Below are 25,531 nucleotides of genomic sequence, written 5' to 3'. Positions count from 1 at the left end.
TTACTCCTGAAATGCGATCTGCTCTTCAATGATTGCTCGAGCATGGTCCAGCACTGACTTTGGCTCTTTACCATTTACCCACATTGCGGTGATAGCACTGGCCATGGGAGACCACAAATAACCCATTTCAGGAATCGATGGCATCGCATCGGAATAGAATCCCTGAGCGATGATGGCGTAAGTGGCTTCATCTGCATCGACAATGATCTCTTCCATTAACGATTGAACGGGTGGAATGGATTTCGTCATCTCATATCGCTTCATCAGCATCTTGTCAGACGCAATGTAATCAGCAAACAGTTGCGCTGCTTTTGGGTATTCACTGTATGTCGATACCACTGCAAGCCTAACTGTTGAAAAAGTACGTAATTGCTGACCTTCTAGAGTGGGAATCGGCATGACCCCATAGTTTACGCCGCTCGCGGCATAGCCTTGAATTGCCCAAGGACCATCAATAATTGCGGCCACTTTACCCTCGGAAAATAAACCACGGCGAACTTGCGGGTTACGCATATCAATCGGGTTTGAACTATTAGCCGCTTGCAATGTTTTCATGGCCAAAAGACCTTTTTGCGCTAATTCAGAATTGATCCCGATATCTTTAGCATCTGTCCCTTTATTCCCAAATTCATAAGCGCCATAAAGGGTTAAAAACATTCGAGATTCATAATAATTTTGCACATCCCACAATAAAGCGTATTTGTTCTCTTTTACATTATTAAATATCTCGCCAAAGCGAATCAGTGCTTCAAATGTTTTGGGTGCTTCAGGTAACAAATCTTTGTTATAAAAGAGCGCCAACGTCGCATAACTGACAGGGAAACCATAACTGGCTCCACCATATTGCATTGCAGAAATAGCATTTGGCATAAAGTTATGTTTCATACGATCAACTGAAACTAAGTTTTCCATCGCCCCACCAGCAACTACTAACCTTCCTAATAAGTCATGCTCTATTTCCGCCACATCCGCAACGCGTGCGGATCCGCCGTCTTGAATCATTCGCGATGCAGCGTCTATCGGAGCTAAACCACGAAATGTAAATTTAACTTTGTAACCAAAATCTTGATTGAATTGGTCAGCGGCATATTTCATATAGTCGAGCGTCGTGTTATCTGTCCAAATCAATAATTCAGAGTCTATTTCCGGCGTAATCGTCTCAGCAGAAACAATAGAAGCTGAGCAAATCAAAGTTGCAGCTAATACTGTTTTCATCCATCTATTTCTCATATCAACACCAATGGTAGTACAAAAGATACTACTAGGTTAAATGTCGCCGATTTTAAGTCAACCACTATCATCTTCATACCACAGGAAATTGTGATTTCAATCACCAAACCTTATTTAAAAACACTTGAATGGGCGTATGCGAAAACCTAAACAAGACGTCACCAAGTAGAGCCACAAGGCAAAAACGCGTAAAGACCTCCCTTAAACTAATCGACAAAGAAGTAAATTCGTGATCTAAATCTCTATAATAAGCAATTAAAAGTGACCAACTTCTCACTTATAGAATGCTTAGGAGGAAAAATTTATTAATATGCAGAACAATATTTAGGCGTTCACAGTGAACTACTAAACATTCATCTATATTATAACTACGATTTACAACCTTAAATAGGTTGATAAGGACCTGTCGTGAAAAGAACGTTACTTGCTATATCCGTAGCAACAGCAATCGCTGTTTCTACTCCCGCTTTCGCTGCCAGTGAGCATGGTTTAAACCCTGAAGATAGCTTTTTTGACCAAGCGCTTCAGTTTGGAGGCCATGTAGGAACTTCTCTTGAATACGAAGACAAAATTACCAATGGCTTTACTGGCATAGATAAAAAGGAAAAAACGACCACCCATGAAGCCTTTGGCGTGTACTACAACAATGCCAAATGGAATATGACCGCTTTGTATGCCCTTAAAATAGAAAATAGAGAGCAACATGAGGGCAGTTACCACGAAAATGAAGATGGATTAAAGCATCTATTTTCACTCAATAAGGGTTACGACTTAAGTAACGGTTGGGCGACAGGCTTAATTTATGAATTGGAATATACAGACAGCAAAGTTTATTCACCTTATGTAAGTGGTTTACGTAAAAATTTAGCAGAACACAGTTTACGACCTTATTTGACCTACTGGAATAATGAATACAGTTGGGGTTTTTATTCAAATTTGGAGTATCTCTATAGCAAAGAAGATAAAAGCGAATGGGGTGAACGAACAGAAACTGGGTATAGCATTTTATTCAGACCCTATAAACGGTTTGGTAACTGGGAACTTGGCTTGGAAATGTACTACCAAATCAAAGATAATGAAGATTACCAATCTAACGGAAATATCAATGAGATCAGTGATTTTACCGAGAAATATATTGAACCCGTCGTACAATATAGTTTTGATGACGCAGGCACGCTCTATGTAAGAGCTCGTCTCGGTGACAATGAAACCAATAATGCCAGCAACAGCGGTGGTGGGAACGCTAATGTTGACTACTTCAAAGATATTCGTAAAGCCACTTTAGGCTATGAACAAGCTGTAGGTGACAGCTGGTTAGTTAAAGGAGAATACGAATTTGCTAATGAAGTAGAAGAAAAAAGTAAACTGGCGGGTTGGGAAGCAAAAAATGAAAGCGAGCTAACACAGCACACTATTTATCTTCAAGCTCTATATCGTTTCTAATCCATTCAAAGAGGCTAAAATGATCCATGTTTCAGAAATTGCGCAGTTGATCTCCGGTAAAATTGAAGGTGATGCGTCTATATCGATTGATACAATTCGACCAGTAAATGCGCCACAGATAGCTGGCGGATTAGCGATTGTTTTTTCTAAAAAAGACATACATTCAATTTCTGAAACTACAGCAGATGTTTTAATTGGTCCGGCCGCGATTTGTAGCAGCACTGTCAAAACCAAAATTATTATTGAACATTTAGATGCAAATACTCTCAACAAACTGCTGCGTTATTATAAAGTACAGATGTATCAATTATTTGATCAAGGGAACACCGCAACCATCGACGATGTCTATATTGGAAAACATTGTCAAATTGGTGAAAACTGCCATTTCATGCCTGGTGTGAAGATTATGAATGGTGTGACTATCGGTAATAACGTCGCTATTCATGCTAATACAGTGATCAAAGAAGGCACAATTATTGGAAATAATGTCACTATCGATTCTAATAACTCTATTGGCAATTTCAGTTTTGAATATATGGCAGTGAAAGATGGAGCCTACCAACGCGTTGAAAGCATCGGCAGAGTAGTTATTCACGACAACGTAGAAATTGGTTGCAATAATACCATTGATAGAGGAACACTCGGCGATACCGTTATTGGCCAAGGAACCAAGATCGATAACCAAATCCAAATTGGGCATGACTGCCAAATAGGTAAACATTGTCTGCTCATCTCACAATCTGGATTTGCAGGGCATACCACTCTTGGTGATCACGTCGTGGTTCACGGCCAAGCGGGTACTGCTGGGCACGTCACCATTGGCAGCTACTCAGTAATTAAAGCCAAATCTGGCGTAAGTCATTCTTTTCCAGAGAAAAGTGACTTATTTGGTTATCCCGCGAAGGAGGCAAAAGCCTATTACAAGAACCTTGCGGTTCTCAATAAAATAACCCAGCACTTTGAAATTCATAAATCTAAATCAACACACCGAGGTTGGCTTTCTAAATTACTGCAAAAAAAAATCTTATGATCATCTGTCACTCAAATATTTTACATTACCAATGAAGGAATTTACGATGAAAAGCTCTCTACTTATCGCAGCAACACTGGCTGTATTGCTCGCTGGTTGTGCCAGCACCACTACCCAACAAAACGACTCAGTACAAAATGTAGACCCTAGATTCTCTCAATGTGACTTACCTACATTAGAAGAACGAGGCCCTATCCGCCCATCCATATTTGTTGTTGGAACCTTTGCTGATGGGCAATGGCTTCATATGGATAACCGCCAGATGGGTTACAAAGGTGACGGCATTTATCAAGTAGTAAGTAACGAAAAGGCAGGAAACGTGAGCTTGCAATTCGCCACAATGAGCTGGAACCCTCAATATACAGCCGCAGGATTAACGCTAACGGTAGGGCAAGTCAAAGAACTCAAGCGTGCTGGCTTTGCCAAAAATACAGTCGTCATGCTACCGAAAGATGGACAATACGTATGGACGGTACAAATAGCCGACGATAAAACACCACGTTTAGTCATGATTTCTGAATGTAAATAACTGCTTGCACAACACAATACACGGAGAAATTCATGGCTACTGTTAGCTTACGAAAAATAGAAAAAGAGTATGAGAACGGTTTTAAAGCCGTTCACGGAATTGATCTAGATATCCATGATGGCGAATTCATGGTGTTTGTTGGACCATCAGGCTGCGCAAAGTCAACTACACTCAGAATGATTGCTGGGTTAGAAGGGATTAGCGGTGGGGAAATTCGTATCGGCAACCAAATTGTTAACGACTTACCTCCTAAAGAACGTGGTATCGCTATGGTGTTTCAAAATTACGCCCTATACCCTCATAAAACAGTTTTTGACAATATGGCCTTTGGATTAAAAATGCAAAAAAGGCCTAAAGATGAAATTAAACAAAGAGTAGAAGAAGCGGCAGAAAAATTAGAAATTACCGAATTGCTCTATCGTAAACCCAAAGAAATGTCGGGTGGACAACGCCAACGAGTAGCAGTAGGGAGGGCAATCGTTCGCAAGCCTGATGTTTTTCTTTTTGACGAACCACTATCCAATTTGGACGCAAAGCTTCGGGTTTCAATGCGTGTGAAAATTGCCCAATTGCATCAATCACTCAAAGAAGAAGGCACACCCGCAACGATGATCTATGTCACTCACGATCAAACTGAAGCCTTGACGTTAGGTGATAGAATTTGCGTATTAAACCAGGGCCGGATTATGCAAGTTGATACGCCAGCCAATCTTTATAATTATCCAGCCAACAAGTTTGTGGCCAGTTTCATTGGATCACCTGCCATGAATTTAGTCGACACTGTGATTCGCTCAGAAAACGAACAGCTTTATATAGACATTGCCGCCAATGTTCGCATGTTTATTCCACATGAGAAGCAAATCGCCTTACAACAATATATCAATAAACCTGTCTGTTTTGGCATTCGCCCTGAGCATATTCATTTAGCAGCAGAACACGACACTATCAATACCGTTGAAGGCACATTGACGGTTGTTGAAAATATGGGGAACGAAAAATATCTCTATTTTACTGTGGCAGGTAAGGAGTTGATAGCAAGAGTCAACGATCAAACAATTACAACTGCTCATATTGGCAAAACAATGCGTTTTAACCTCAATACCACATTTTGCCATATTTTTGATTTCTACAGTGAACAAAGTTTGACCAATAGCCAGTAATAATTACTGGTTAATATTCACAAAAATGAAGGGATCTCCAATGAAAAAAAACACCATACTGTGTACGGCAGTACTCAGTGTTATTGCACTTAATGGATTATTGAATAGCCAAATATTACTAGCCGCGGAACCAACTATTCAATCCGGAGAAAATACATACCTCGATTTTCGTAAAGAAACAATTTACTTTGTATTTTTAGACCGTTTCAGCGATGGTGATCCAAATAATAATACTGGTAAAAATGCAGAAACTTATAACCCTAACAATCTTAAAAAATATATCGGTGGTGATATTAAAGGCTTAATTAATAAATTGCCCTACCTCAAATCGTTAGGAATTACTGCCATTTGGATTACACCACCAGTCGATAATGCTGACAATACAGATGCTAATGGTGGTGCAGGTTATCACGGTTATTGGGGAAAAGATTTTTTCCGCGTAGATGAGCATTTAGGCAGTATCGAAGATTTCAAAGAACTCACGACTAAAATGCATTCTCCTGAATACAACATGAAATTAGTTCTAGACTATGCTCCTAATCACTCAAATGGCAATGATGAAAACGAATACGGAGCACTCTACCTAGATGGACAACTGATCACTGATTATAATACCGATGTTGCGGCGGGTACTAACTGGTATAACCATAACGGAGGTGTTACTGACTGGAATAATTGGTATCAAGTCCGTAATTATAACCTATTCAACTTATCTGATTTTAACCAAACCAATCCCGATGTTTATCAGTATCTTTTAGACGGTGCTAAATTTTGGATTGATGCTGGAGCTGATGCAATACGTATTGATGCTATAAAACATATGGATAAAACTTTTATCCAACGTTGGACTACGGACATTTATAATTACAGTAAAGCATTAGGTCGTGAAGGATTTTATTTCTTTGGTGAATGGTTCGGAGCAAGTGCAAGCATCACGACTGGTATTGATGGGTATGCCATTGACTACGCCAACTCTTCTGGTTCAGCTTTACTTGATTTCGGCTTTAGAGACACCTTAGAAAGGGTACTAACTAACCGTCCCGGAAATAACATGGAAACATTAAATGGCTACTTAGAAAAAAGGAAAACTGTCTTCAGTAGTGATGATTGGCAAGTTGTTTTCATGGATAACCATGATATGGCCAGAATATCCACCGCTCTAAGGTCAAATGCATCGACATTTGGCCCTGGTAATAATGAAGCTGGTGGCAATCAAAATGAAGAGTTTGCCAAACAACGTCTCAACCTAGGACTAGTTATCACAATGACAGTACGTGGGATACCCGCCATTTACTACGGAACTGAACACTATGCAGCTAACTTTACGACAAATGATTTCGGACAAGTAGGAAGTGATCCTTACAACCGAGAAAAAATGCCAAGTTTTGATGAGGATACCGAGGCATTTAAGATCATCCAAGCACTAACATCACTCAGAAAAAATAGCACAGCGATACAAAAAGGAAGTTACATACAACGCTGGAAAAATGACGACATACTGGTATATGAACGGCAAGATGGTTCAGATACTGTTACCGTTGCACTAAACCGTGGTCCAGCAACAACCATAGTAGTGAATAACTTAGCGATTGGTGATGGATCCCACCTCAACTTACTTAACAACGAAACAATTGCCGTTAACGAAGGAAAAGCAACACTCCATCTAAATCAAAATGAAGCTATCGTTTTGCACAATAGTGAGGGTGCCGAAGAACCAAGACTGAGTACCATCTCTTTTTCCTGTAATCAAGGATATACAATTACAGGACAAAGTGTTTATGCCATTGGCAATGTGACACAGCTAGGAAACTGGGATCTAACAAAAGCAGTCAAGCTTTCACCTAATTTATATCCAACTTGGAGCGCCGATATTGCAGTACCGGCAGGAGAGGCTATTGAATGGAAATGTGTTAAACGCCATGAATCTATCTCAACAAATCTAGTCGAATGGCAATCGGGAGGCAATAACCAATTTAATAGCTTAAATACTCAAACAACTAGTGGATCTTTCTAACCGCTTCTTTTCTCCATAGCTAACACCAGCTATTTGGCTCCTTTTAAAACAGGAGCCTTTTTTCTTAGATATGCCTAATCACAATCAAGCCACATTCCACCATTTTAACCAAACATCAGCACATCACCATGTTGAAGCACTTCTAATTTAGGACCGAGTAAATGGATGGTACCCGGCAATTCTGGGATTCGCTGACCGTCAAATTTAAGTGTTACATGCCCAAGCTCCGCAAGATTTTGGTTCGCCACACTGCCGACTGCCGTCACAACAAAACCGAGATCCCCAATTAATAAAGTGGTGTTGTGGTCAATCAATCCATACAACGAAGATCCAGAGTGTATGAAGCAATATTCCTTCACCGCATCAGGGGCGCTCGGGCCGAATAAAATCACCATATCATCATGCAGTGAGTCTTTAGCATAATCGCCAGCGGACAAAATCGTCGTTTGATACTGAAGCATATGCCCTCACTGATAAATGAAGAATGAGATAAGCCAAGCAATCAGCACCGTTGGCGCACCTGTAAGAAAACGAGAGTAAAGTACCGAAGGCACACCGACCTGTACCGTTTCGGGCTTAGCGTCTGCAAGGCCAAGCCCTACAGGGATGAAATCACAAGCAGCTTGAGCATTTATGGCAAACAAAGCGGGTAATGCTAAGTGCGGTGGGATATTTCCCATACCGATCTGAGTCCCGATAAGTACACCGATCACTTGCGCAATCACCGCACCTGGTCCAAGAAAGGGTGACAGAAACGGAAATGAACAGATCAAGGCAATCGTCAGTAAACCGATCGGGTTCCCTGCTAATGGCTCCAAAGTATGAGCAATGAAATCACCTAACCCAGACGCAAGAATAACCCCAATCAACATTGAAACAAACGCCATAAAAGGCAGAATAGTTTTAAGTACGGTATCAATGGTTTCACGCCCAGCCTGATTAAAGGTCGCCATCACCGAGCCCATACCGATCCCCACTTTAGCCAGTAAGCTATCTGTTTGTTGGCTAAGCTTCTTCGTCGTGTCAATGGATTGGGGCTGAGATAGGATTGGCTCACAAAACGTGGTTTTGTGATCATCTACCAAGGAAAAACAACCACTGCGTATGCCAGATGCATAAATATCTTCCTGAATATATTGTGCCAAAGGGCCACTTTGACCTGTAGCATGGATATTTAATGTCGGAATACCTTTTTTGGGATAAAGCCCACAACGCAATGTGCCACCACAGTCAATCACTACACAAGCGACTCGTTCATCGGGAACAAAATGTTCAAAGCCGTTAACCGCTTGCATGCCCGTCAACGCCACCATCTCATCAATAAAATGGGGACGAGTCCCTGCTGTGATGTAGATGATCTTCTTGTCAACCTCAACCGGAATGAATAGCGGGCCACCCCATCCACCCTGCCCTCGGTTTACTTTCAATACCGTCATCATTTTTCCTCAACCACGTTAAGATCGACTTTATCGCTGAATACTACACCTTGTTGTCTAGCCACAAACATAGTCGTCATATCGGTTACCCAACCGCGTAAAAAGTTGGTCACTAAGCCAACCAGCAAATAGGAAATAGCGAGAGGACCGAGCGATAAGCCCTGTTGAGTGATCCCAGCGGCAATGCCTAGATAAATAAACAATTCACTAGGATTTACATGAGGGAACATACCATTCATGGTGTGGCAACTGTAGGAGGCAGAGGCATAATAAGAAGGTTTGTACTTTTCAGGTAAGAAACGCCCTAGGCTGAGCACCATGGGATTACAAAAAACAAAGGTTCCTACTGTCGGCAAGAGCAAATAGCGAGATATAGGATTAGACGCACTTTTCTGAGCTAACACTTCTATGCGCTGTTGGCCAATAAAACGGATCAACGCATTCATGGCAACTAATAAACAGATCAGCACTGGGAGTACTTGTGCCACCATTTCGCTAAACACTTCACCGCCTTTCTCAAACAGACCAATAAACCATTCCGCTCCCTCGATTATCCAATCCATACCTTCGGCTCTTAAATTATGTGGGGATAGTTGGAGTGTTTCCGTTATTGATATATTGAAAAAGAGGCAAAAGAGAAAAGCGTGAATTCAATCACCGATAACTTTTATTTTAAAAGTAAAAAATTGAAATCGGCGACAAAATAAAAAGAAAGCCAACTAGCCTCCTTTCATAAATGGGGTTTATGGAGTGACTTAGGAGCCAACGGTGATCACTTGGATACCTTTCTCTTCCAAATACGTCCGATCCTCTGCTGCGATAAGGTTATCTGTGACAACTATATCGATTTTATCTAGCGGAACCACCACGTTAGGGCTACGACGGCCAAACTTACTTGAATCGGTCACGACAATGATCTGATTGGCTGCTTGGCACATCGCCTGGCTGACTTGATACGCTTCGTTGTAGGTTGTTGTTCCCTGCGCAAGGTCAAAACCATCAGCACCAATAAAGAGTTTATCGAAAGAAAACTGTTTAAATGCTTGCTCTGCCAGCGTGCCATGGAAAGACGCTGATTTTCGGCGATACGTTCCGCCCGGAACCAATACAGTATGTTCCGCATCCAAATTCGCTACTGCGTTTACGATGTGAATACTGTTCGTCATCAATGTCAGTGACATCACCTGTTCAAAATGCGGCACCATCTGCAGTGTGGTACTGCCACAGTCCAGAATGATCGAATCACCATCCTTGACCAGTTGTGAAGCGGCTTTAGCGATTAAGCATTTACGTTCAAGGTTCACCGTCTGCTTTTCATCCATCGAACGGTCTTCCAAAATGACGCTATTAGCGATACAAGCTTCAGCTGCTCCGTAACGGCGAATAACAAGCCCTTCTTCCTCTAACGAACGTAAATCACTGCGTATTGTCGCTCCTGATGTTTCAAAGGTATCCGCCAGATCGTTCACTGACGTTTTCCCATTAACACGCAGATAATCCAGCAACTGCGCTCTTCTGTTATCTAAATTCATAGCATCAACTTCATTATTAAACTGATAGCAGTTTATAACAGTTCCCTTTCAACTTAAAAGGAAAAGGGGGAACATTCTTTCATTACTGCCTAGAAATTGCGACGTTTAACGCTTCTTGAACATTAGAATCCAGTTGAAATATGAGTGATTCAGGGATAGGTAGTGATTGACCAATGAGTTGATCTAGTGTCTTTGGTCTAGCAAATACAGAAATACCCTTCATCACTTGGGCATCTACAACATGCTGATCTTCATCTTCAACCAACACCAGTACGGTACGCGGTTTCCATCGGCTTTGGGTGCGGCCTATCTTGACTTTCCCTTTATGAGTCATAGATTGAAGCATCCGATTAAAAGATCGAATCTGCAAATAACCTAAGACGATCTGTATCATCCAAGCTCCTGCAGCAAAATAAATAAGTACCGTTGTTGAGTCCATCTCATACCTCTTGTCAAAAAGGGGCAAGCATAACGCCTGCCCAATATAAGCTGCCCTTATTCTAGGAGCATAGGGCTTAATCCATGGGGGATGGATTAGAACATTACCTGACCACCCGTGATATTGATCGATTGACCAGTACAATAGGCGGCTTCATCGCTGGCGTAAAACTTCAGTACATTGAGAACATCCTGATATTCACATCCTGCCTTAAGTGGCACTTTATCGATATAAATCTGTTCAACCTCTGATTCCGGTACACCCAATTTTTTCGCATACTGAGGTAGCAGTGATTGGAACATAGGGCTTTTCAACAAGTTACCCAACATCAAAGAATGCACCGTGATTTTGTGTTCCGCTAAATCTAACGCAAGTGACTGAGTCAGACCAACCCCACCAAATTTGGCCGCTGAGTAACCACTGTTATGCTTTGAACCCACTTTACCCGACTTTGAGTTGATCTGAATAATGCGCCCACCACGTTGTTCACGAATCATTACTTTTGATACTTCTCGTGCACAGAGGAAATACCCCGTTAGGTTTACGTCAATCGATAGCTGCCAAGCAGTCAGTGGGAAACCGTCAATCTTGCCAGCCTGAGCCACACCAGCGCTGTAAACCAGCAGATCAATCCGTCCAAAAAATTCATCTATTTGCCTAACCATATTCACTACACTTTGCTCTTTGGTGGCATCTACCTCCACACCCAGTGCTGTAGCCTGGCCGTATTCTTGATTAATTCTATTAGCCACCTTTTCAGCACTGCAACCATTTAAATCGGCGACCGCAACTCGGTAACCTTCATTAGCCAAACCTAAGCACAGAAATTCACCTAGAGTCTGACCACCACCAACCACTAACGCAACTTTACTCATAACTTACACCTTACTTAGAGGGTGCCCCATCGTAGGCATAGAGCACCCATACTGACTATTAATTTAAAAAGACAATTTCATCACCGCAGCGCACTTGCTGAGGTCGATCACCATTGACATGAAGACAACCCGGATATTCAGCTTCAACTAAGGCATCAAACCGTATGGTAATGTGCCCAAGCTCTGCAAGGTTTTGATTGACCACCTCACCAACCGCTGTAATCGGATACTGATACCTTCCCAATTGCATCACACCACCGGGTTTGATATTCCCCTTGAGTGCGTCATGCGTGTGGATGAAGCAATACTCTGCCGCATCTTTTGGGGCAATATTACTGAAGATGATCATCATATCGTCTTCCAACGCACTATTGGCAAACTCACCAATGCTCTCGATCTTGACTTGATATAGTGGCGACATTGCTCTCCCCTCCTATTGATAGATAAATAGAGACACAAACCAAGCCAGTAGAACGGTAGGTGCGCCCGTAAGGAAGCGTGAATACAGTACCGAAGGAACACCTATTTCAACGGTTCTCGGCTTAGCTTCCGCCATACCCAACCCAACCGGGATGAAATCACAAGCCGCTTGAGCATTGATGGCAAATAAAGCGGGCAACGCGAGATGTGGTGGTATATTGCCAAGACCAATTTGGGTGCCGACTAATACACCAATAACTTGAGCGATAACCGCACCGGGGCCAAGGAATGGAGAAAGCAGCGGGAACGAGCAGATCAACGCGAGCGTTACTAACCCTAGTGGATTTTGCGCCAAAGGCGTCAATACATGCGCGATCACATCGCCCAAACCAGAGGCAATGATCACCCCAATCAGCATTGAGACGAATGCCATAAACGGCAAAATCGTTTTCAAAATGGTATCAATGGCTTCACGCCCAGCTTGGTAGAAGGTCGCCATCACCGACCCCATCCCAATGCCAATCCGAGCCAACAAGCTGTCACTTTGCTGAGTTAGTTTTTTACTCGTATCGTATTTGTTTGTCGCCAGACTCTCGTTAGAGAGTTCATCTCTTAGTGGTGGTTGCATTGATCCACCCTCGCTACCTACTAGTTGAATGTCACACTCACGCACACCCGATACATAAATATCTTCAGTGATGAATTCAGCCAATGGTCCACTTTTACCCGTAGCGTGAATATTAACTGTCGGTATCCGTTTTTTGGGATACAAACCGCAGCGCAATGTTCCACCACAGTCGATGACCGCTACGCCAATGTCTTCATCGGGCACACTAGTTTTAAAACCATCAACCGCTTCATAACCGGTAAGCTCAACAATACGGTCGACAATTGCAGGGCGAGTACCACCCGTAATGTAAAACACCTTTTTATCGGCTTCGATCGGCAACTCCAATGGGCCACCCCAACCGCCACTACCTTTCTGTATACGTAATACTTTCGTCATTTTTATTGCCCCATTAACCTACGTGAACCTGACGCTCTAACTGAACACCCTGTTGACGTTCAACCATAGTTGTAGTGAAGTCAGTGACCCACCCACGGAAGAAATTAGTCACCATACCAACCAACAAATAGCTAACCGCAAGAGGTCCAAGCGGCAGACCGAGCGTTGTCAGGCCACTAGCAATACCTAGATAGACAAACAACTCACCAGGGTTAATGTGCGGAAACAAACCATTCATCGAGTGACAGCTATATGAAGCCGCCGCGTAATAGGAAGGTTTATAACGTTCAGGTAAAAAACGACCGAGACTCAATGTCATCGGGTTACAGAAAATGAAGGTGCCGATAACTGGCAATATCAAATAGCGAGAGATCGGATTGCCAGCACTACTCTGTGCCAGTTTCTCCACTCGTTCTTGACCCACCAATCGGATAAGCGCATTCATCGCCACCAGCAGTGCAATTAATAAAGGTAAAATACCGGTTACCATCCCCGTAAACACCTCTCCTCCTTTTTGAAATAGTCCGATAAACCATTCCGCTCCGTGAATTATCCATTCCATAATCAAACCTCATTGTTGTTATTGGCTTAGTGTCAAAGTACGTATTTATACTTCCACTTTAAATTTCAAATTAAAAGAATTGGCTTTCATTTTAATGACGATGATCACGAAATAATTTTCATAACGAAAACAACAACAACGAAATAACAAGGGATGAAAACGAATTAACAACCAGAGGCATCACCCATTCCTGAGCGACTTTAAACACTAAAAATCAATAACCCCAAAACCCAAGAAAAACATAACTTATTGTATTTTATAGAAATTAAATACAATAAGCTTTTATTAGGCCGTATTCGACAGGTATTATCTGACCGTAAAAACGCCACGACTCATCAGTGTAATGATTAAAATAACTACAGAAAATCCTTAAAGCAGTTTAATCAGAGCCACGCACTAATTTTCAAACCAAAAGAAACAACAGGAATATTACAAACCTGCTTTCAGTATAAAAACCCATAAAGCAGGCTGTAAGCGCTACTGAATCACGCTTTACATTTTTTGAGACGGTGGCTCGATATCAAACAGGAAGAATCCGAGAGCAAGAAAGAGTTTTGGTAGGGAAATTGATTAAAAATTTAAACTGGCCTTAACCTCTCATTGACACTACCTCAACTCGTTTTTGTCACTCTGTACACCACCAATAAAGGTGATAACAAAAAGAGGATGGACTATGGTGTTTAGCGAAGAGGATCGCCAAGCCTTATACAATGTATGGATGTCACAAAAGGCTAAAATGCATTTGACTCAGATGGAGATGGCTAAGCGACTTAACCTTACTCAACTTGAGTTCTCACATCTTTTACGAGGGGATAGCTCTTTATCGATGACGTTTATCAGTCAATTCTGTCGTCATCTACATATTGAGCCGCACAGGGTACTACCGAGTTTGAAACAGACCGCCACCAGCGAGGTAAAAGCGATCTGTTTAAAAAACCGAATAAGTGTTGATGGTGATATCCAGCATGTTTCTATAGAAGGTAATCAGGTGATCATTGAATACATTCATTATGCCTAATTATTGCGCTACAGCGACTTGTTCTTGCACTAACGGCTCAGAGCGGTAATTCTCACCGGCTAAAATATCGTAATGAATCACGGTGTCATTATTGAATTTCGAGAAATCATAATAAGCGCTGTAGGCGTTGAATTCTTGATCTTGACTTTTTCTCTTACCATCAATGTAGTAATAACAACCAAAACCATTTGTCCATTGATTGAACTTTTCAGAGTAATATGCGCCACAATCCTTTGCGACAATTGATAAATCAGGCTCAATTGCTCGATTATAATATTCTTTTCCTGCCTGTGAAACGCGCAACTGAGCAAAGCCAGCACTGCCAAATGAGTTATAAGCCTGAATAGAAAAATCTCTTAATTCCACTATACAATTTTGTGAATTTTTATACGTTTTAAAAGGGATCCTAAATTCATAGTTTGAATCATCTTTAGCAAAATCATGCGTAATTTTCTGGCTTATCTTTCCTCCTTTATGGGCTTTTTGACCAAATAAATCGTAGGAATAAGCCTCACACTCATCTCCTGTCACCCAAAAATGAGTCCAAACTTCTAAATAAGCATCTATAGGCTTTTTGCCTGATATAGTAATATAGGACTCATCAGGTTCATCGCCCCAAATATTCGGTTGAGAAGTCTGGTAATAATCATACCCAAGAAAAAACAATGCGATAAATAGTACAACAATTGATATTCGCTTTTTCATTGTGAGGTTATTCAATAACTTCATTGTAGCTGTTCCTTAATTTCATCAGGTAATGTTTTCTGCGCTATTAATAGTTTTGCTAAAGGTAAACGCTCAGGGTCAGAGACTATCTGCTTGAGCTCTCCTCTTATTTTATTGCGATTCTCTATTAGTTTATTTATAGAATTCATCTCATTCATCAAACGTCCGATGCTCAACGCTGGTGTAGCATTTCCTAAAGATTCAGCCCAAGTTTGTTTAACGGTGAGATAATTTCCCTGTAAAGTAGCAATTTCTTGGTCGAGAGCTGATATTGCTTGTTGGTAATGCACCATTAAACTTTCATTACTTAAAGAATACATTTGTTGCCACAAATTAGGGATATAATATTCCATTCCATGTTCTGCAATTGAAGCATCGGACAAGCTATTTACCAAAGTAACAGAATCATTGCTGGCTAATTTTGCCAGATCTAGCATAGTGATTTGTGTTTGCCTTGGCGTCAGTAAAATCTGGTCAGAATCATTATAAGTTAATAACTGCGATAAATGACCATGGTGGAGATAATTATCATCGTCGTTATCGGTGAGCATTTTCTTAATCAATGTTATACCACTACTAAATACATCCCATTTATCGAGTCCCTCTGTAAGATCGGTATTTGCCCATATCATGGGGATTTGAGCAACTAAATCGTGGTTATTAACATGACGATAATGCTGAATATCTTGGTAGCGAATAACAAAACTGCGCGTTCCCGTACGTGGCATTCCATATGTATATAAACGCAATACTGAAGGATGATAACGATCTTTAATCAGTGCACTTAGTAACAATGCACCAGCACCACCTAAACTATGACCACAGAGATAAAATCGTTTAGTAGAGTGATTTTTTAAAATATCATCAGCTAGTAGTGTATTTTTCCACAACGCCATCGAATATTGATAAAACCCTCGATGGACATACGTTCCACCAAACTCTTCGGGGGCGATTTGAGCGGCATCAAGGTCCGTTATAATAAGGTCTTTCATTCCTGGTGAATCGGTAGCACTTTCTACCTTATCCGCAATCACAGCCGCCATACCTGAAGCCGCTTTTATAATTTTAAATTTAGTGTTATTAACAGGTGGCTTCTTACTCTGGAAATAAGGCTCTGTACCTCTCACACCTATAATCGCCAATTCATCGTTAAAGATGATGTAACCTTCACTGCCGACATCATCCTCGGCATAATATTGAGCACTTAAAGCTCTGCTGTATGGTATTTCTTCTAGTAGCCATTTCGCCTGTAAATCCCCAGAATAAGCAGGTCTTTCTTTTCGCTTTAACTGAGAAATTACCGTACTAATCGCACCCTGATTATCTGTTGTCTTACCATCATCCCTACTAAAATCGTTAGTCGCATAAGCCAATTTGGACAACAACGCAAAGGTATAACTATTCACCAAACTAAATTCATCGGTATCAATAATCACTGGCATATAACTGCGCAGTGCTTTGATTTCGAAAACGTAACTTTGGTTGTGGCTAAGGCTGAACCCTGCTTTTTCCGCAGAGGCATTGGTATCTATCCCTTTATGATGCTCTTGTAAAAACTCATCTTGCGGGGCTTCATCCCAAAAATCACCGATGGTAGTGCTGTGATACCGTTTCGGGCTTTGCTCAGCAGCATCACGCTCTGCCGATGCGCGGGTTTTCACTGGCGACTCTTGCCCTTCTTTACGGCTGGCGTACTTTTCGACTTCGCTTAACAAAGAGGCTTGGCTGACACAAGCGCGCCATTCACCTGCGGCAATATTTGCAAATAATACTTTACCAGCGCTGGTGGTTTGCGTGTGTGTGTTGGAGGTAATTTTGTTCGTAATGGTGACGGCAAGGCCATCAATCGGTTCATCGTTTTCACTCATGAACTCCAGTTCCAACCAGTTTTTCTCTGGGTTGCACTGCACGCAATGGTTAAATGAATCCATGATTATCCCTCATGTTGTAATTGGCGACTTAAGGCATGCAGAGCGTATTTAATCTCTTCATTTTGATTGTCTTTGATCAGTTCTATCATGCTAGGCTGAGCCAAGTATTCGTTGCCCATAATCGCCGCGATGGCCGCACTCATCACACGATACGTTAAGGTTTGCTCAGCAGCAGAGAGGAACGGTGTGAGCATGGAAGCGATATCACTCCCTTGCGTAAGATGCTGGTCCATTGCCTTGGGGAAATGCTGCCATAACCAAGATTCAAGGTTAGCTTTTAACAAAGGTAAGTTCTCTTGTTTATCAAGATGATGTGCTTTTATCACCCACCAAGAACCTTGCTGAGCATTAAATGGCGCGTGCGAGGTGTTGTCAAACGTGACTAAGTGGCCTTGATCACGATCGTGGCCTTGGTCTCCATTATCTAATGCAGCCAATTGATTGATATTACCCAAAAACTGGTTCACTTCTGATTGGTCCATTCGCGCTAACATAGCAATAATGACCGACCTATCGTAAAAGCGAAACATTACTTCCTCGCCCTCTAATCCGGCAATTAATAAACTGCGAAGATGCTGCAAAACTTCATCACTCACGGCATGGCTTGACAGCCCAATACCCTTTTCAAGTAACGCTTCAGGGAGCGACAATACCGATTCAGAAACAGGGATTAACCATGGAGAGAGTGGCATCACCTCAGTAAACATTGCACCATAAAACAGAGGCACGGCTTCTTCAAATCCAAAGCCCCCATTTTGCTGTAAGGCCTGCTTATGAAGCTTACGATCAACTAACCAATAGCGATGATTTTGCTGCTGTTGAAACCAAGAGAGGATCATGACGGTTTCCCCTGCGTAGAGCATAATCTTACGGCTGGCATATGGGCTTGCTCTGCGTTTAATAACGCTTGGTAAGAAATGGTTCGAAGAGCGGCTGGCATGGTTTGGTCCTTTTTCGTGAATCACATCGCATAATGTAATGCCTCACTAAGCAAAAGCAATGCCAGTGTTAAATTATTATATTTCAATAGGTTAACTTTGGATTTCTGACTACTTGAGCAATAAATTGCTCCGCTGGGCAAAAACTTGCTTAACCAAGCACGATCTGACCGAATTTTTGCTCGGTTCAGTGCTCTCTCACCGACAAGAGATGTAACTGCACGAGCGTCGTCAATCCTAAGTCATCTCATCATTGACAGAACACGTAAAGTTCACCGCACAGCTTAGATTCCAGCCTCGCCAATTAAATGTTAACATCATCACATCTAAAACTGCGGTGGTTATCAGTAAACCTTGTTGATGATTCTCATAAACATCAATAAAAACTCTCTTCCTCCACCAGCAGAATTTTTACATTAAAAGGCAGTTTTCAAATGGTTAACAACACAATTCAATGGTTTCCGGGACACATGCATAAAGCACGTAAGGAGATCGAAGAGGTCATTCCGCAAGTTGATGTGATTATCGAAGTGTTGGACGCTCGTATCCCGTTTAGCAGCGAGAATCCACTTATCTCCCATTTGCGTGGTAATAAACCGTGTGTGAAGGTACTCAATAAACGTGACCTAGCAGACCCTGAAATGACGCAATTGTGGATCGACCATTTTGAGAAAGAACAAGGGGTGAAAGCAATGGCGGTAACCACGTCTAACCCTCAAGAAGTGCATAAAATCATGGAGCTTTGCCGTAAGTTGGCACCACATCGTGAAGAAGTGGGGAAAAATATTCGCACCATGATCATGGGCATCCCGAACGTCGGTAAATCAACCATCATCAATACGTTAGCCGGTCGCGCTGTGGCTCAAACAGGTAACCAACCCGCCGTTACTCGCCGCCAACAACGTATCAATTTGCAAAATGGCATTGTGCTGTCCGATACTCCGGGAATTTTATGGCCTAAAGTGGAAAACCCACACAGTGGTTTTCGCCTAGCTGCTACTGGCGCGGTAAAAGATACTGCAATGGAATATGAGGATGTAGCCTTTTATACTGTTGAGTATTTAGCGCAAGCTTATCCTGAGCGTTTGCAAGAGCGTTATCAAATCGATGAGCTACCTCAATCTGATGTGGAATGGATGGAAGAAATTGGCCGCAAACGTGGTGCTCTGCGCCCCGGTGGCCGTATTGATCTGCACAAAGCGTCGGAGATCCTACTGCATGAGTTACGCCAAGGTATTCTCGGCCAAATTACTCTTGAACGCCCTGAAATGATCACCAAAGAGTTAGTGGAAGTGGAAGAACGAGCGGCTAGGGAAGCCGAGGAAAAAGCAGCCAAAAAAGTAGAGCGTCGTAAACGTTATTTGCGTAATAAGCGCTAAATTCCTCTCGGATCCCTTCTACGCTACACCTCATTTCTACTATTACCATCAGGGCGGTCAATGATCGCCCTTTTCATCAGAACAGACAACTGCATGCTGTTTGCTATTTCTAGCTGACATTATCATGACAAATCAATACAGGTTTTTATGCGCTACTTCTATAGCATGAAGGAACCTTCTGATGACACTCAAGTCATACCACCATTGTTTATTTTCTCCTTGATATGGAATTGTTCATGAAAAAGCGTTGGGCCATCGCGGTAATTAGCGCCGCCTTAATCAGCGGGGGCTATTACCTAACTACCAATAGCAATGAATCTCTCTCGGCTTTCCCCACTCTGACGGTCGAACAGGGAAATATTGCCAAACAGGCAATCGCTGTTGGCCAAATCGTGCCAGCTCACTCGGTATCTATAAAATCGCAAATTGAGGGGATTGTCGGTGAAATTTATCATCGGGTCGGTGAACAAGTTACCTTGGGCACGCCTTTGATCAAAGTGCGTCCAAATCCAACACCGCAAGCGTTAACCGACGCAACCACTGCCTTAATGCAAAGTGAGGCGAGCTTAGATTCCGCCAAACAGACGCTGGCAAACTTGCAGCAGTTAGTTGAACAAAAGATTGTGCCGGAAAACTACGGTGAGCTAATCCAAGCAAAATCAGAGCTGAAATCAAAACAAGCCGAAGTGCAACAAAAAAGGCAGAACCTTGAGCTGATCCGCAGCGGTGAAGCATCGGTTGGCGATTCGAAACTCACGTCCACACTCGTCGCCCCCATTGATGGCACCATTTTAAACCTAAAAGTGGAAGTAGGAGAGCCGATCATTTCCACTGCCTCAAGCCAAGCGGCAACTGAAATGATGTCGATTGCTGATATGAATGACATGATTTTCAAAGGCAGTGTCAGTGAACATGATGCGGCACAACTCGCCGCAGGGATGGCCGTCAACTTAACGTTAGCACCATATCCAGAAGCAGAAATCAGCGGCGTATTAAGCAAAGTTGCGGTTCAATCTGATAAGTTGAATAACCCTAGTGATACTAAAACGACTAGCTTTGATAATGGATTTGAAGTGGAGATTAACCAGATTCGCTTTCCTGACAATATGGTGATTCGCTCGGGCTTTTCTGCTACCGCACAGATCACATTAAAGAGCGTGGAAAACGTCATCACCATTCCAGAACGCGCATTACGATTTAGCGGTGAAAAACCTGAAGTCTTGATCCCAGATCAGTCAGAACAAGGTTACCAAGTGCGTGCCGTAACCTTAGGTTTGTCCGATGGCATTAATGTGGAAGTGATTGCGGGTTTATCAGCGGACGATGTGATCATCGACAACAGTTTATTCGGAGGCAAAGATGACCACTAAGCGCCCTTTTCAACGTAATGCGCTAGCAGCCGCGCTAATGACGTTCTGTGGCGCGGTGACTTTTTCAGCTCACGCCATCACTATTGAACAAGCTTGGCAAGCCGCAAAAGCTTTTGACCCTACTTATTCACAAGCGCAGATCCAATCTCAAATCAGTGAAACAGAGGTCCGAAGTACCAAAAGTGCCTTGCTGCCTTCTTTTAGCCTCAGCGCGGATACCTCATGGGATGACGATGGCAACAACACTAAAGGCTATGGTGCCACATTAAGCCAAACCATTTGGGATAGCGCTAATTGGGCACAGCTCGACCAATCTCAAGCAAGCTATGTGGCATCACAATTAAAAGTGAAGACTGCACATAATGAGCTGGCTGCAACATTACTGTATGCCTATCTCGATCTCGCCAGCGCACAAGGCGATCTACAACTTGCTGAGCAAAAGTTCGTAGAAGGTGCAAAACTGCTGAAGATTACCGAGCAGCGCTACAAAGCAGGAAAAATTCGATCAACGGCATTGGAAGACATGCGTGCTAACCACGTCGATGAGCAAGCCGATATACTCAGTGCGCAAGCCGCTCTAGAAGAGAAAAAGTCAGCCCTTATCGCGCTCATCAATCAAGACCCACAGCACATTGACCAAATTAAAACGACCGACCTCATTGAACCGCCAATGCAGGTCAGCAGCGAAACTGAATGGTTAAAGCTTGCGCAGAATAACAGCCCTGAGTTATTGGCTGCCCAGCAGGAAGTCGCCGCTTCTGAATTTGGCCGAGATGCAGCCAAAGCCAAATATTATCCCACCTTATCTGGCAGTGTTTCTTACCAAGACAATGATCAGGGTCGAGATGGAGATCTCAGTGCAGGTTTAAGCTTAAAAATTCCGTTGGATTTGAATGGTTCCACGCGCGCCACGGTCGATCAGGCTGCGCTGCAAGTCTTAAGCGCCAAGCAAGTACTGCGCAAGGTAGATATCGAGATTAAACGCAAAATTCAAAGTGGCTTTAGCCAAATCCATCTGGATTGGCGACAAGTGGAGATGGCTCAGTTACAAGTCCGCTCAAGAGAGCAAGCTTTAAAAAGTAAACAAACCGTTTATGAGTCAGGAATGACCGAAGCTTCTGATTTGATTGACGCCCATAACGCTCTGTTTAACAGTAAAAACAGTCTACAACGGCGATTGTACCAATATTGGAAGCAGCGGATTGGCCTGCTGCAAGCTGCTGGGCAGTTAGATGATGACGTGATCGCTTCGCTCTCTCAGGCTCTGCACTCATGATCTCAAGCCTACAGCAAGTCGTGCAAACGCTGCTTGCCCATCGGCTACGCAGCGCCCTCGCGGTCATTGCTATCGTTTGGGGTATTGTTTCTGTTTTAGTGCTCGTTGCCTTAGGTGAAGGATTTTATCGCGTCAATACACAATCTTTCGCGCTGTTAATGAGCGATACACAAATGGCTTTCCCCAGTCAAACCACCAAACCTTGGCAAGGCCTTGCGGCAAGACGAGCGATTACCCTTTCAGAGCCGGAAATGCGCGCTTTGGCACAGCACCCAAACATCAGCGCATTATCAATTATCTACGGAAAATGGGATGCTAAAGTGACGAATGTAAAAGGCCGAATGCTTCCCGGTTATGTCAGCGGGATCGACTCTCAATTTTTAGCATTGCGCAACTTGCAACTGACCGCGGGGTCACGCGGCATTCACGCCAGCGATCAGAAAAACCATTCCCGAATTGCGGTGGTTGGTTGGCAGTTGGCACAAGTTGGTCAGCTATCTATTGGTGATACGATCAAAGTCAATACCATTCCCTTCTCGGTTGTCGGTATTACTCAGCAGCAAGAAGGGGGCATTTCTATAAACAATGAAAACAGCCAAGTGATGATCCCAAGCAGCGCTTTTACTGATCTTTGGCAAAGTGAGCCTGAATTTTTCCTTGTGCAGCCCGCCGCAGGGATACCAGCAGCGGTATTGCGCATGAACATCCTCTCTTTCTTCGCCAAACAGAAACATTTTGATCCGAGCGATACTGAGGCCATAAACCTACCTGACTTCAGCAGCGGCGCTCAATTTTTCAATGCCTTGTTTCGAGGTATACAACTATTTTTAGGGGCAAGTGGAGCGATGACGCTTGCGGTCGGCGCTTTGGGCGTCGCCAATATCATGTTCCTTTCTGTCACGGAAAGAACGCGGGAAATTGGTGTGCGTTTAGCCATTGGCGCAACACCGAAGATCATTTTGCGCCAGTTTATTTTAGAAGGTGGGTTGCTAGTGGTATTAGGTGCAGTGTTCGGAATGCTCCTCTCCTATCTGGTGGTGCTATTACTGAATTACATCGGCTTACCTGATTGGCTCGGCGAACCAGTCATCACTGTGCCAGCTCTAGGCTGGTCACTGCTCGTCACCACGTTGTTTGCACTGCTGGCTGCTTATTTCCCAGCAAAGCGTGCCGCCAATCTCACCCCCGTCATCGCCTTAAGTGCGAGGGCTTAATAATGATGTTACCTATCAGGCAAATTTATCAAGAGATGGCGGCCGAAAAACTGCGCTTGCTACTCACTATTTTAGCGGTGGCTTGGGGCACACTTTGCATCGCCACCATGCTCGCAACAGGCGAAGGATTACGCCAAGGGCTGACACGCTCATCACAAAGTGGCAATGGCAATTTACTCTATGTGACCGGGGGTTATGCCAGCCAGACCGCCGGACGCTTTTTTGAAGGGAAAGCCCTCTCTTTGCAAGCGGATGATGTTGAGCTTGTTCGCGCACTGCCCTTTATCCAACGCGCTGAAGTCAGCGCACAATGGGATAAACGCGTCAGCAATCAAGACAATGGCACCTGGCAGCGCCCACTAGCGGTTAACCCAGAATATCAGTCTTTAACTGGTATTGAGATAGCCAAAGGAGGGCGATGGATCAACCCGCTCGATAATCAACAGCAGCGTAAAGTGGTTGTACTCGGTTATAACGCCGCAGTGCAATTGTTCAATTCTGAGGATGGTTGGAGTTGGCTGGAACCCCAGACGCTGAGCATAAACCCTGTAGGTCAATTGATAAAAATAGGTGATGAAAACTTTACCGTTATCGGCGTGATAGCGCAGACAAGTGCAGAGGTAGAACAAGGAACCCCTATTGACTACGCGGTATTTGTGCCTTTTCGCACTTGGCAACGTTTTAACCCCAACGCAGCGATTGCAGCGATCAATGTGCAGCTCAATGCCGCGGTTGATCGCGAAAAAGCCGCGCAAGTGATTAAGCAAGTGATCGCCAGAAAGTACGGTGCCAGTGCTTCAGACACGCAGCTCTTGCAAGTCGAAGACATGCTATTGAGGCAAAAAAGCATGCGCCGTTTCTTATTCGGTCTACAAGGCTTTTTGGGCATTATTGGGCTTATTACCCTCGGCGTAGCAGGCATTGGTATTGCCAATGTCATGTACGCCACGGTAAAACGATCCACGCGAGACATCGGTGTACGAATGGCCGTCGGAGCTACGCCAACCACTATCAAACTCCATTATTTAGTGCAAGCCTTGCTCACGATGTCACTTGGCGGTTTAGCTGGCTTAGGATCCACTTACGGGCTGATCACCTTATTAAGATACGCTCCCTTAGAAGGCAATATGCTGTTTGAGCAATTAGGGAAACCCTTACCCGAACTGTCGTTTTCGATTGTCTTTCTTGTGATCGCGGCGCTGGCGATTGTCGGTGTGATTGCCGCGTGGTTTCCCGCCAATCGCGCGGCTAGCATTACGCCATTAGAGGCATTACAAAGTGAATAAACAAAACTTACCAAACCTTGTTCAATTGACCAATATCAGCAAGCACTATCGCAGTGGTGAAGAGTTGGTCAAAGCATTAGACGGCGTTTCGCTATCGATTCAAAAAGGCGAATTTCTCTCTATTCTAGGGCCATCAGGCTCGGGTAAATCAACCTTAATGAATATCCTCGGTTGCTTGGATGTTCCTACATCGGGTGAATATCAGTTGGACGACAAGGCGGTCGCCTCGCTCAGCAGCCATCAATTGGCTCATATTCGTAATCAAAAAATTGGCTTTGTTTTTCAAAGTTTCAACCTGCTCGAATACGCTAATGCTCTCGATAACGTCGCCCTACCCTTGGTCTATCGCGGAGTAAAATTAAAAGAGCGCCGAGCACGTGCAGCAACACTATTAGAAAAAGTGGGGCTTGGCGATCGCATGCAGCATAAACCCAACCAGCTCTCGGGGGGGCAAAAACAGCGGGTGGCGATTGCACGCGCGTTGGTCAATGATCCGCAAATTATCTTAGCCGACGAACCGACAGGTGCGTTAGATTCAAAATCAGGCGCTGAAATTGAAGCCCTGTTCAATGAGCTTCATCAAGAAGGACGAACACTTATTGTCGTCACTCACGATCTCGCATTAGCGAAGCGAACTCACAGAATAGTGAATATCAAAGATGGGCAGATTTTATCTGATGAACGCGTTGATCACGCAACAAGACAGCCATAAATAGC

At 43.4% G+C, this 25,531-nt stretch carries 25 protein-coding genes; 12 read left to right on the top strand and 13 right to left on the bottom strand.

Features of this window, described 5'->3' with window-relative positions; translation table 11 throughout:
• Positions 1-1,230 (bottom strand): sugar ABC transporter substrate-binding protein, encoded by a 1,230-nt coding sequence (locus AACQ79_RS18130; protein ID WP_013868518.1) that lies wholly within the window; start codon positions 1,228-1,230, stop codon positions 1-3.
• Positions 1,231-1,638: 408 nt separating this feature from the next.
• Between AACQ79_RS18130 and AACQ79_RS18125 the strand changes: the two genes are divergently transcribed.
• Genes AACQ79_RS18125 through AACQ79_RS18105 form a run of 5 tightly spaced genes read left to right on the top strand, consistent with a single transcriptional unit; the run spans position 1,639 to position 7,406 of the window.
• A complete protein-coding gene (locus tag AACQ79_RS18125) occupies positions 1,639-2,673 on the top strand; it encodes a porin (protein WP_047691245.1) in 1,035 nt (344 codons plus the stop codon).
• A 19-nt stretch (positions 2,674-2,692) separates the two neighbouring features.
• Entirely contained in the window at positions 2,693-3,703 is a 1,011-nt protein-coding gene (locus tag AACQ79_RS18120; RefSeq protein WP_094125752.1) for a UDP-3-O-(3-hydroxymyristoyl)glucosamine N-acyltransferase, read from the top strand.
• A gap of 46 nt (positions 3,704-3,749) precedes the next feature.
• Positions 3,750-4,232 carry a glycosidase gene (locus tag AACQ79_RS18115; RefSeq protein ID WP_047691240.1) on the top strand — a complete coding sequence of 161 codons (483 nt, stop codon included), beginning with the start codon at positions 3,750-3,752 and terminating at the stop codon, positions 4,230-4,232.
• A 32-nt stretch (positions 4,233-4,264) separates the two neighbouring features.
• The gene (locus tag AACQ79_RS18110; RefSeq protein WP_115340076.1) at positions 4,265-5,392 is read left to right on the top strand and encodes an ABC transporter ATP-binding protein; all 1,128 of its coding nucleotides are present in this window, start codon (positions 4,265-4,267) and stop codon (positions 5,390-5,392) included.
• 40 nt (positions 5,393-5,432) lie between these two features.
• On the top strand, positions 5,433-7,406 hold the full coding sequence (locus AACQ79_RS18105; RefSeq protein WP_115340075.1) for an alpha-amylase family glycosyl hydrolase: 1,974 nt from the start codon (positions 5,433-5,435) through the stop codon (positions 7,404-7,406).
• Positions 7,407-7,510: 104 nt separating this feature from the next.
• Here the strand turns inward: AACQ79_RS18105 and AACQ79_RS18100 are convergent, their stop codons facing one another.
• From AACQ79_RS18100 to srlA (AACQ79_RS18060), 9 genes are all read right to left on the bottom strand, one after another.
• Positions 7,511-7,867: a PTS glucitol/sorbitol transporter subunit IIA gene (locus AACQ79_RS18100; protein ID WP_013868513.1), complete on the bottom strand. Its 357-nt coding sequence runs from the start codon at positions 7,865-7,867 to the stop codon at positions 7,511-7,513.
• A gap of 6 nt (positions 7,868-7,873) precedes the next feature.
• Entirely contained in the window at positions 7,874-8,845 is a 972-nt protein-coding gene (gene srlE, locus AACQ79_RS18095; RefSeq protein WP_272870524.1) for a PTS glucitol/sorbitol transporter subunit IIB, read from the bottom strand.
• Positions 8,842-9,405, bottom strand: a complete 564-nt coding sequence (srlA, locus tag AACQ79_RS18090) for a PTS glucitol/sorbitol transporter subunit IIC (protein ID WP_017045367.1) — start codon at positions 9,403-9,405, stop codon at positions 8,842-8,844. Before srlA (AACQ79_RS18090) ends, srlE (AACQ79_RS18095) begins: the two co-directional genes overlap by 4 nt.
• A 192-nt stretch (positions 9,406-9,597) precedes the next feature.
• Positions 9,598-10,374 (bottom strand): glucitol operon DNA-binding transcriptional repressor SrlR, encoded by a 777-nt coding sequence (gene srlR / locus AACQ79_RS18085; RefSeq protein ID WP_013868510.1) that lies wholly within the window; start codon positions 10,372-10,374, stop codon positions 9,598-9,600.
• 82 nt (positions 10,375-10,456) lie between these two features.
• Complete coding sequence (locus tag AACQ79_RS18080; RefSeq protein WP_013868509.1) at positions 10,457-10,813, bottom strand: transcriptional regulator GutM; 357 nt, start codon at positions 10,811-10,813, stop codon at positions 10,457-10,459.
• A gap of 95 nt (positions 10,814-10,908) precedes the next feature.
• Positions 10,909-11,688, bottom strand: a complete 780-nt coding sequence (gene srlD / locus AACQ79_RS18075; RefSeq protein ID WP_013868508.1) for a sorbitol-6-phosphate dehydrogenase — start codon at positions 11,686-11,688, stop codon at positions 10,909-10,911.
• A 58-nt stretch (positions 11,689-11,746) separates the two neighbouring features.
• Positions 11,747-12,109, bottom strand: coding sequence for a PTS glucitol/sorbitol transporter subunit IIA (locus AACQ79_RS18070; RefSeq protein WP_064626695.1), 363 nt, complete (start codon positions 12,107-12,109; stop codon positions 11,747-11,749).
• Between the two features lie 12 nt (positions 12,110-12,121).
• Positions 12,122-13,114: a PTS glucitol/sorbitol transporter subunit IIB gene (srlE, locus tag AACQ79_RS18065; RefSeq protein WP_019281637.1), complete on the bottom strand. Its 993-nt coding sequence runs from the start codon at positions 13,112-13,114 to the stop codon at positions 12,122-12,124.
• Positions 13,115-13,127: 13 nt separating this feature from the next.
• Positions 13,128-13,676, bottom strand: coding sequence for a PTS glucitol/sorbitol transporter subunit IIC (gene srlA / locus AACQ79_RS18060; protein WP_038148604.1), 549 nt, complete (start codon positions 13,674-13,676; stop codon positions 13,128-13,130).
• A gap of 673 nt (positions 13,677-14,349) precedes the next feature.
• Between srlA (AACQ79_RS18060) and AACQ79_RS18055 the strand changes: the two genes are divergently transcribed.
• Positions 14,350-14,694: a helix-turn-helix domain-containing protein gene (locus AACQ79_RS18055; protein ID WP_026027796.1), complete on the top strand. Its 345-nt coding sequence runs from the start codon at positions 14,350-14,352 to the stop codon at positions 14,692-14,694.
• Here AACQ79_RS18055 and AACQ79_RS18050 read toward each other — a convergent pair whose 3' ends face one another.
• From AACQ79_RS18050 to AACQ79_RS18040, 3 genes are read right to left on the bottom strand one after another with little or no spacing between them, the layout of a single operon-like run.
• Entirely contained in the window at positions 14,695-15,423 is a 729-nt protein-coding gene (locus AACQ79_RS18050; RefSeq protein WP_094164809.1) for a hypothetical protein, read from the bottom strand.
• Positions 15,420-17,351: a lipase family protein gene (locus tag AACQ79_RS18045; protein ID WP_094164810.1), complete on the bottom strand. Its 1,932-nt coding sequence runs from the start codon at positions 17,349-17,351 to the stop codon at positions 15,420-15,422. The genes AACQ79_RS18050 and AACQ79_RS18045 overlap by 4 nt, the downstream gene beginning before the upstream one ends.
• Before the next feature lie 2 nt (positions 17,352-17,353).
• A complete protein-coding gene (locus AACQ79_RS18040; RefSeq protein ID WP_094164816.1) occupies positions 17,354-18,214 on the bottom strand; it encodes a DUF4123 domain-containing protein in 861 nt (286 codons plus the stop codon).
• A gap of 509 nt (positions 18,215-18,723) precedes the next feature.
• On the opposite strand from AACQ79_RS18040, the gene ylqF reads away from it, so the two are divergent.
• The 6 genes from ylqF to AACQ79_RS18010 all read left to right on the top strand — a co-directional run bounded on the left by ylqF (position 18,724) and on the right by AACQ79_RS18010 (position 25,526).
• Positions 18,724-19,668, top strand: a complete 945-nt coding sequence (gene ylqF, locus AACQ79_RS18035) for a ribosome biogenesis GTPase YlqF (RefSeq protein ID WP_013868498.1) — start codon at positions 18,724-18,726, stop codon at positions 19,666-19,668.
• A gap of 224 nt (positions 19,669-19,892) precedes the next feature.
• The gene (locus tag AACQ79_RS18030; RefSeq protein WP_013868497.1) at positions 19,893-21,038 is read left to right on the top strand and encodes an efflux RND transporter periplasmic adaptor subunit; all 1,146 of its coding nucleotides are present in this window, start codon (positions 19,893-19,895) and stop codon (positions 21,036-21,038) included.
• Positions 21,028-22,314, top strand: a complete 1,287-nt coding sequence (locus AACQ79_RS18025) for a TolC family protein (RefSeq protein WP_094124340.1) — start codon at positions 21,028-21,030, stop codon at positions 22,312-22,314. Before AACQ79_RS18030 ends, AACQ79_RS18025 begins: the two co-directional genes overlap by 11 nt.
• Complete coding sequence (locus AACQ79_RS18020; protein ID WP_170899494.1) at positions 22,311-23,528, top strand: ABC transporter permease; 1,218 nt, start codon at positions 22,311-22,313, stop codon at positions 23,526-23,528. Before AACQ79_RS18025 ends, AACQ79_RS18020 begins: the two co-directional genes overlap by 4 nt.
• A gap of 2 nt (positions 23,529-23,530) precedes the next feature.
• Entirely contained in the window at positions 23,531-24,814 is a 1,284-nt protein-coding gene (locus tag AACQ79_RS18015; protein ID WP_170899493.1) for an ABC transporter permease, read from the top strand.
• Positions 24,807-25,526 carry an ABC transporter ATP-binding protein gene (locus AACQ79_RS18010; RefSeq protein WP_017045357.1) on the top strand — a complete coding sequence of 240 codons (720 nt, stop codon included), beginning with the start codon at positions 24,807-24,809 and terminating at the stop codon, positions 25,524-25,526. Before AACQ79_RS18015 ends, AACQ79_RS18010 begins: the two co-directional genes overlap by 8 nt.
• The last annotated feature ends 5 nt before the right edge of the window (positions 25,527-25,531 follow it).

This window comes from Vibrio sp. 3-2(1) (assembly GCF_963887575.1).
GTDB lineage: Bacteria > Pseudomonadota > Gammaproteobacteria > Enterobacterales > Vibrionaceae > Vibrio > Vibrio anguillarum.
Note: the sequence above shows the minus strand (reverse complement) of the source record. Positions and strands in the feature narration are given on the sequence as shown.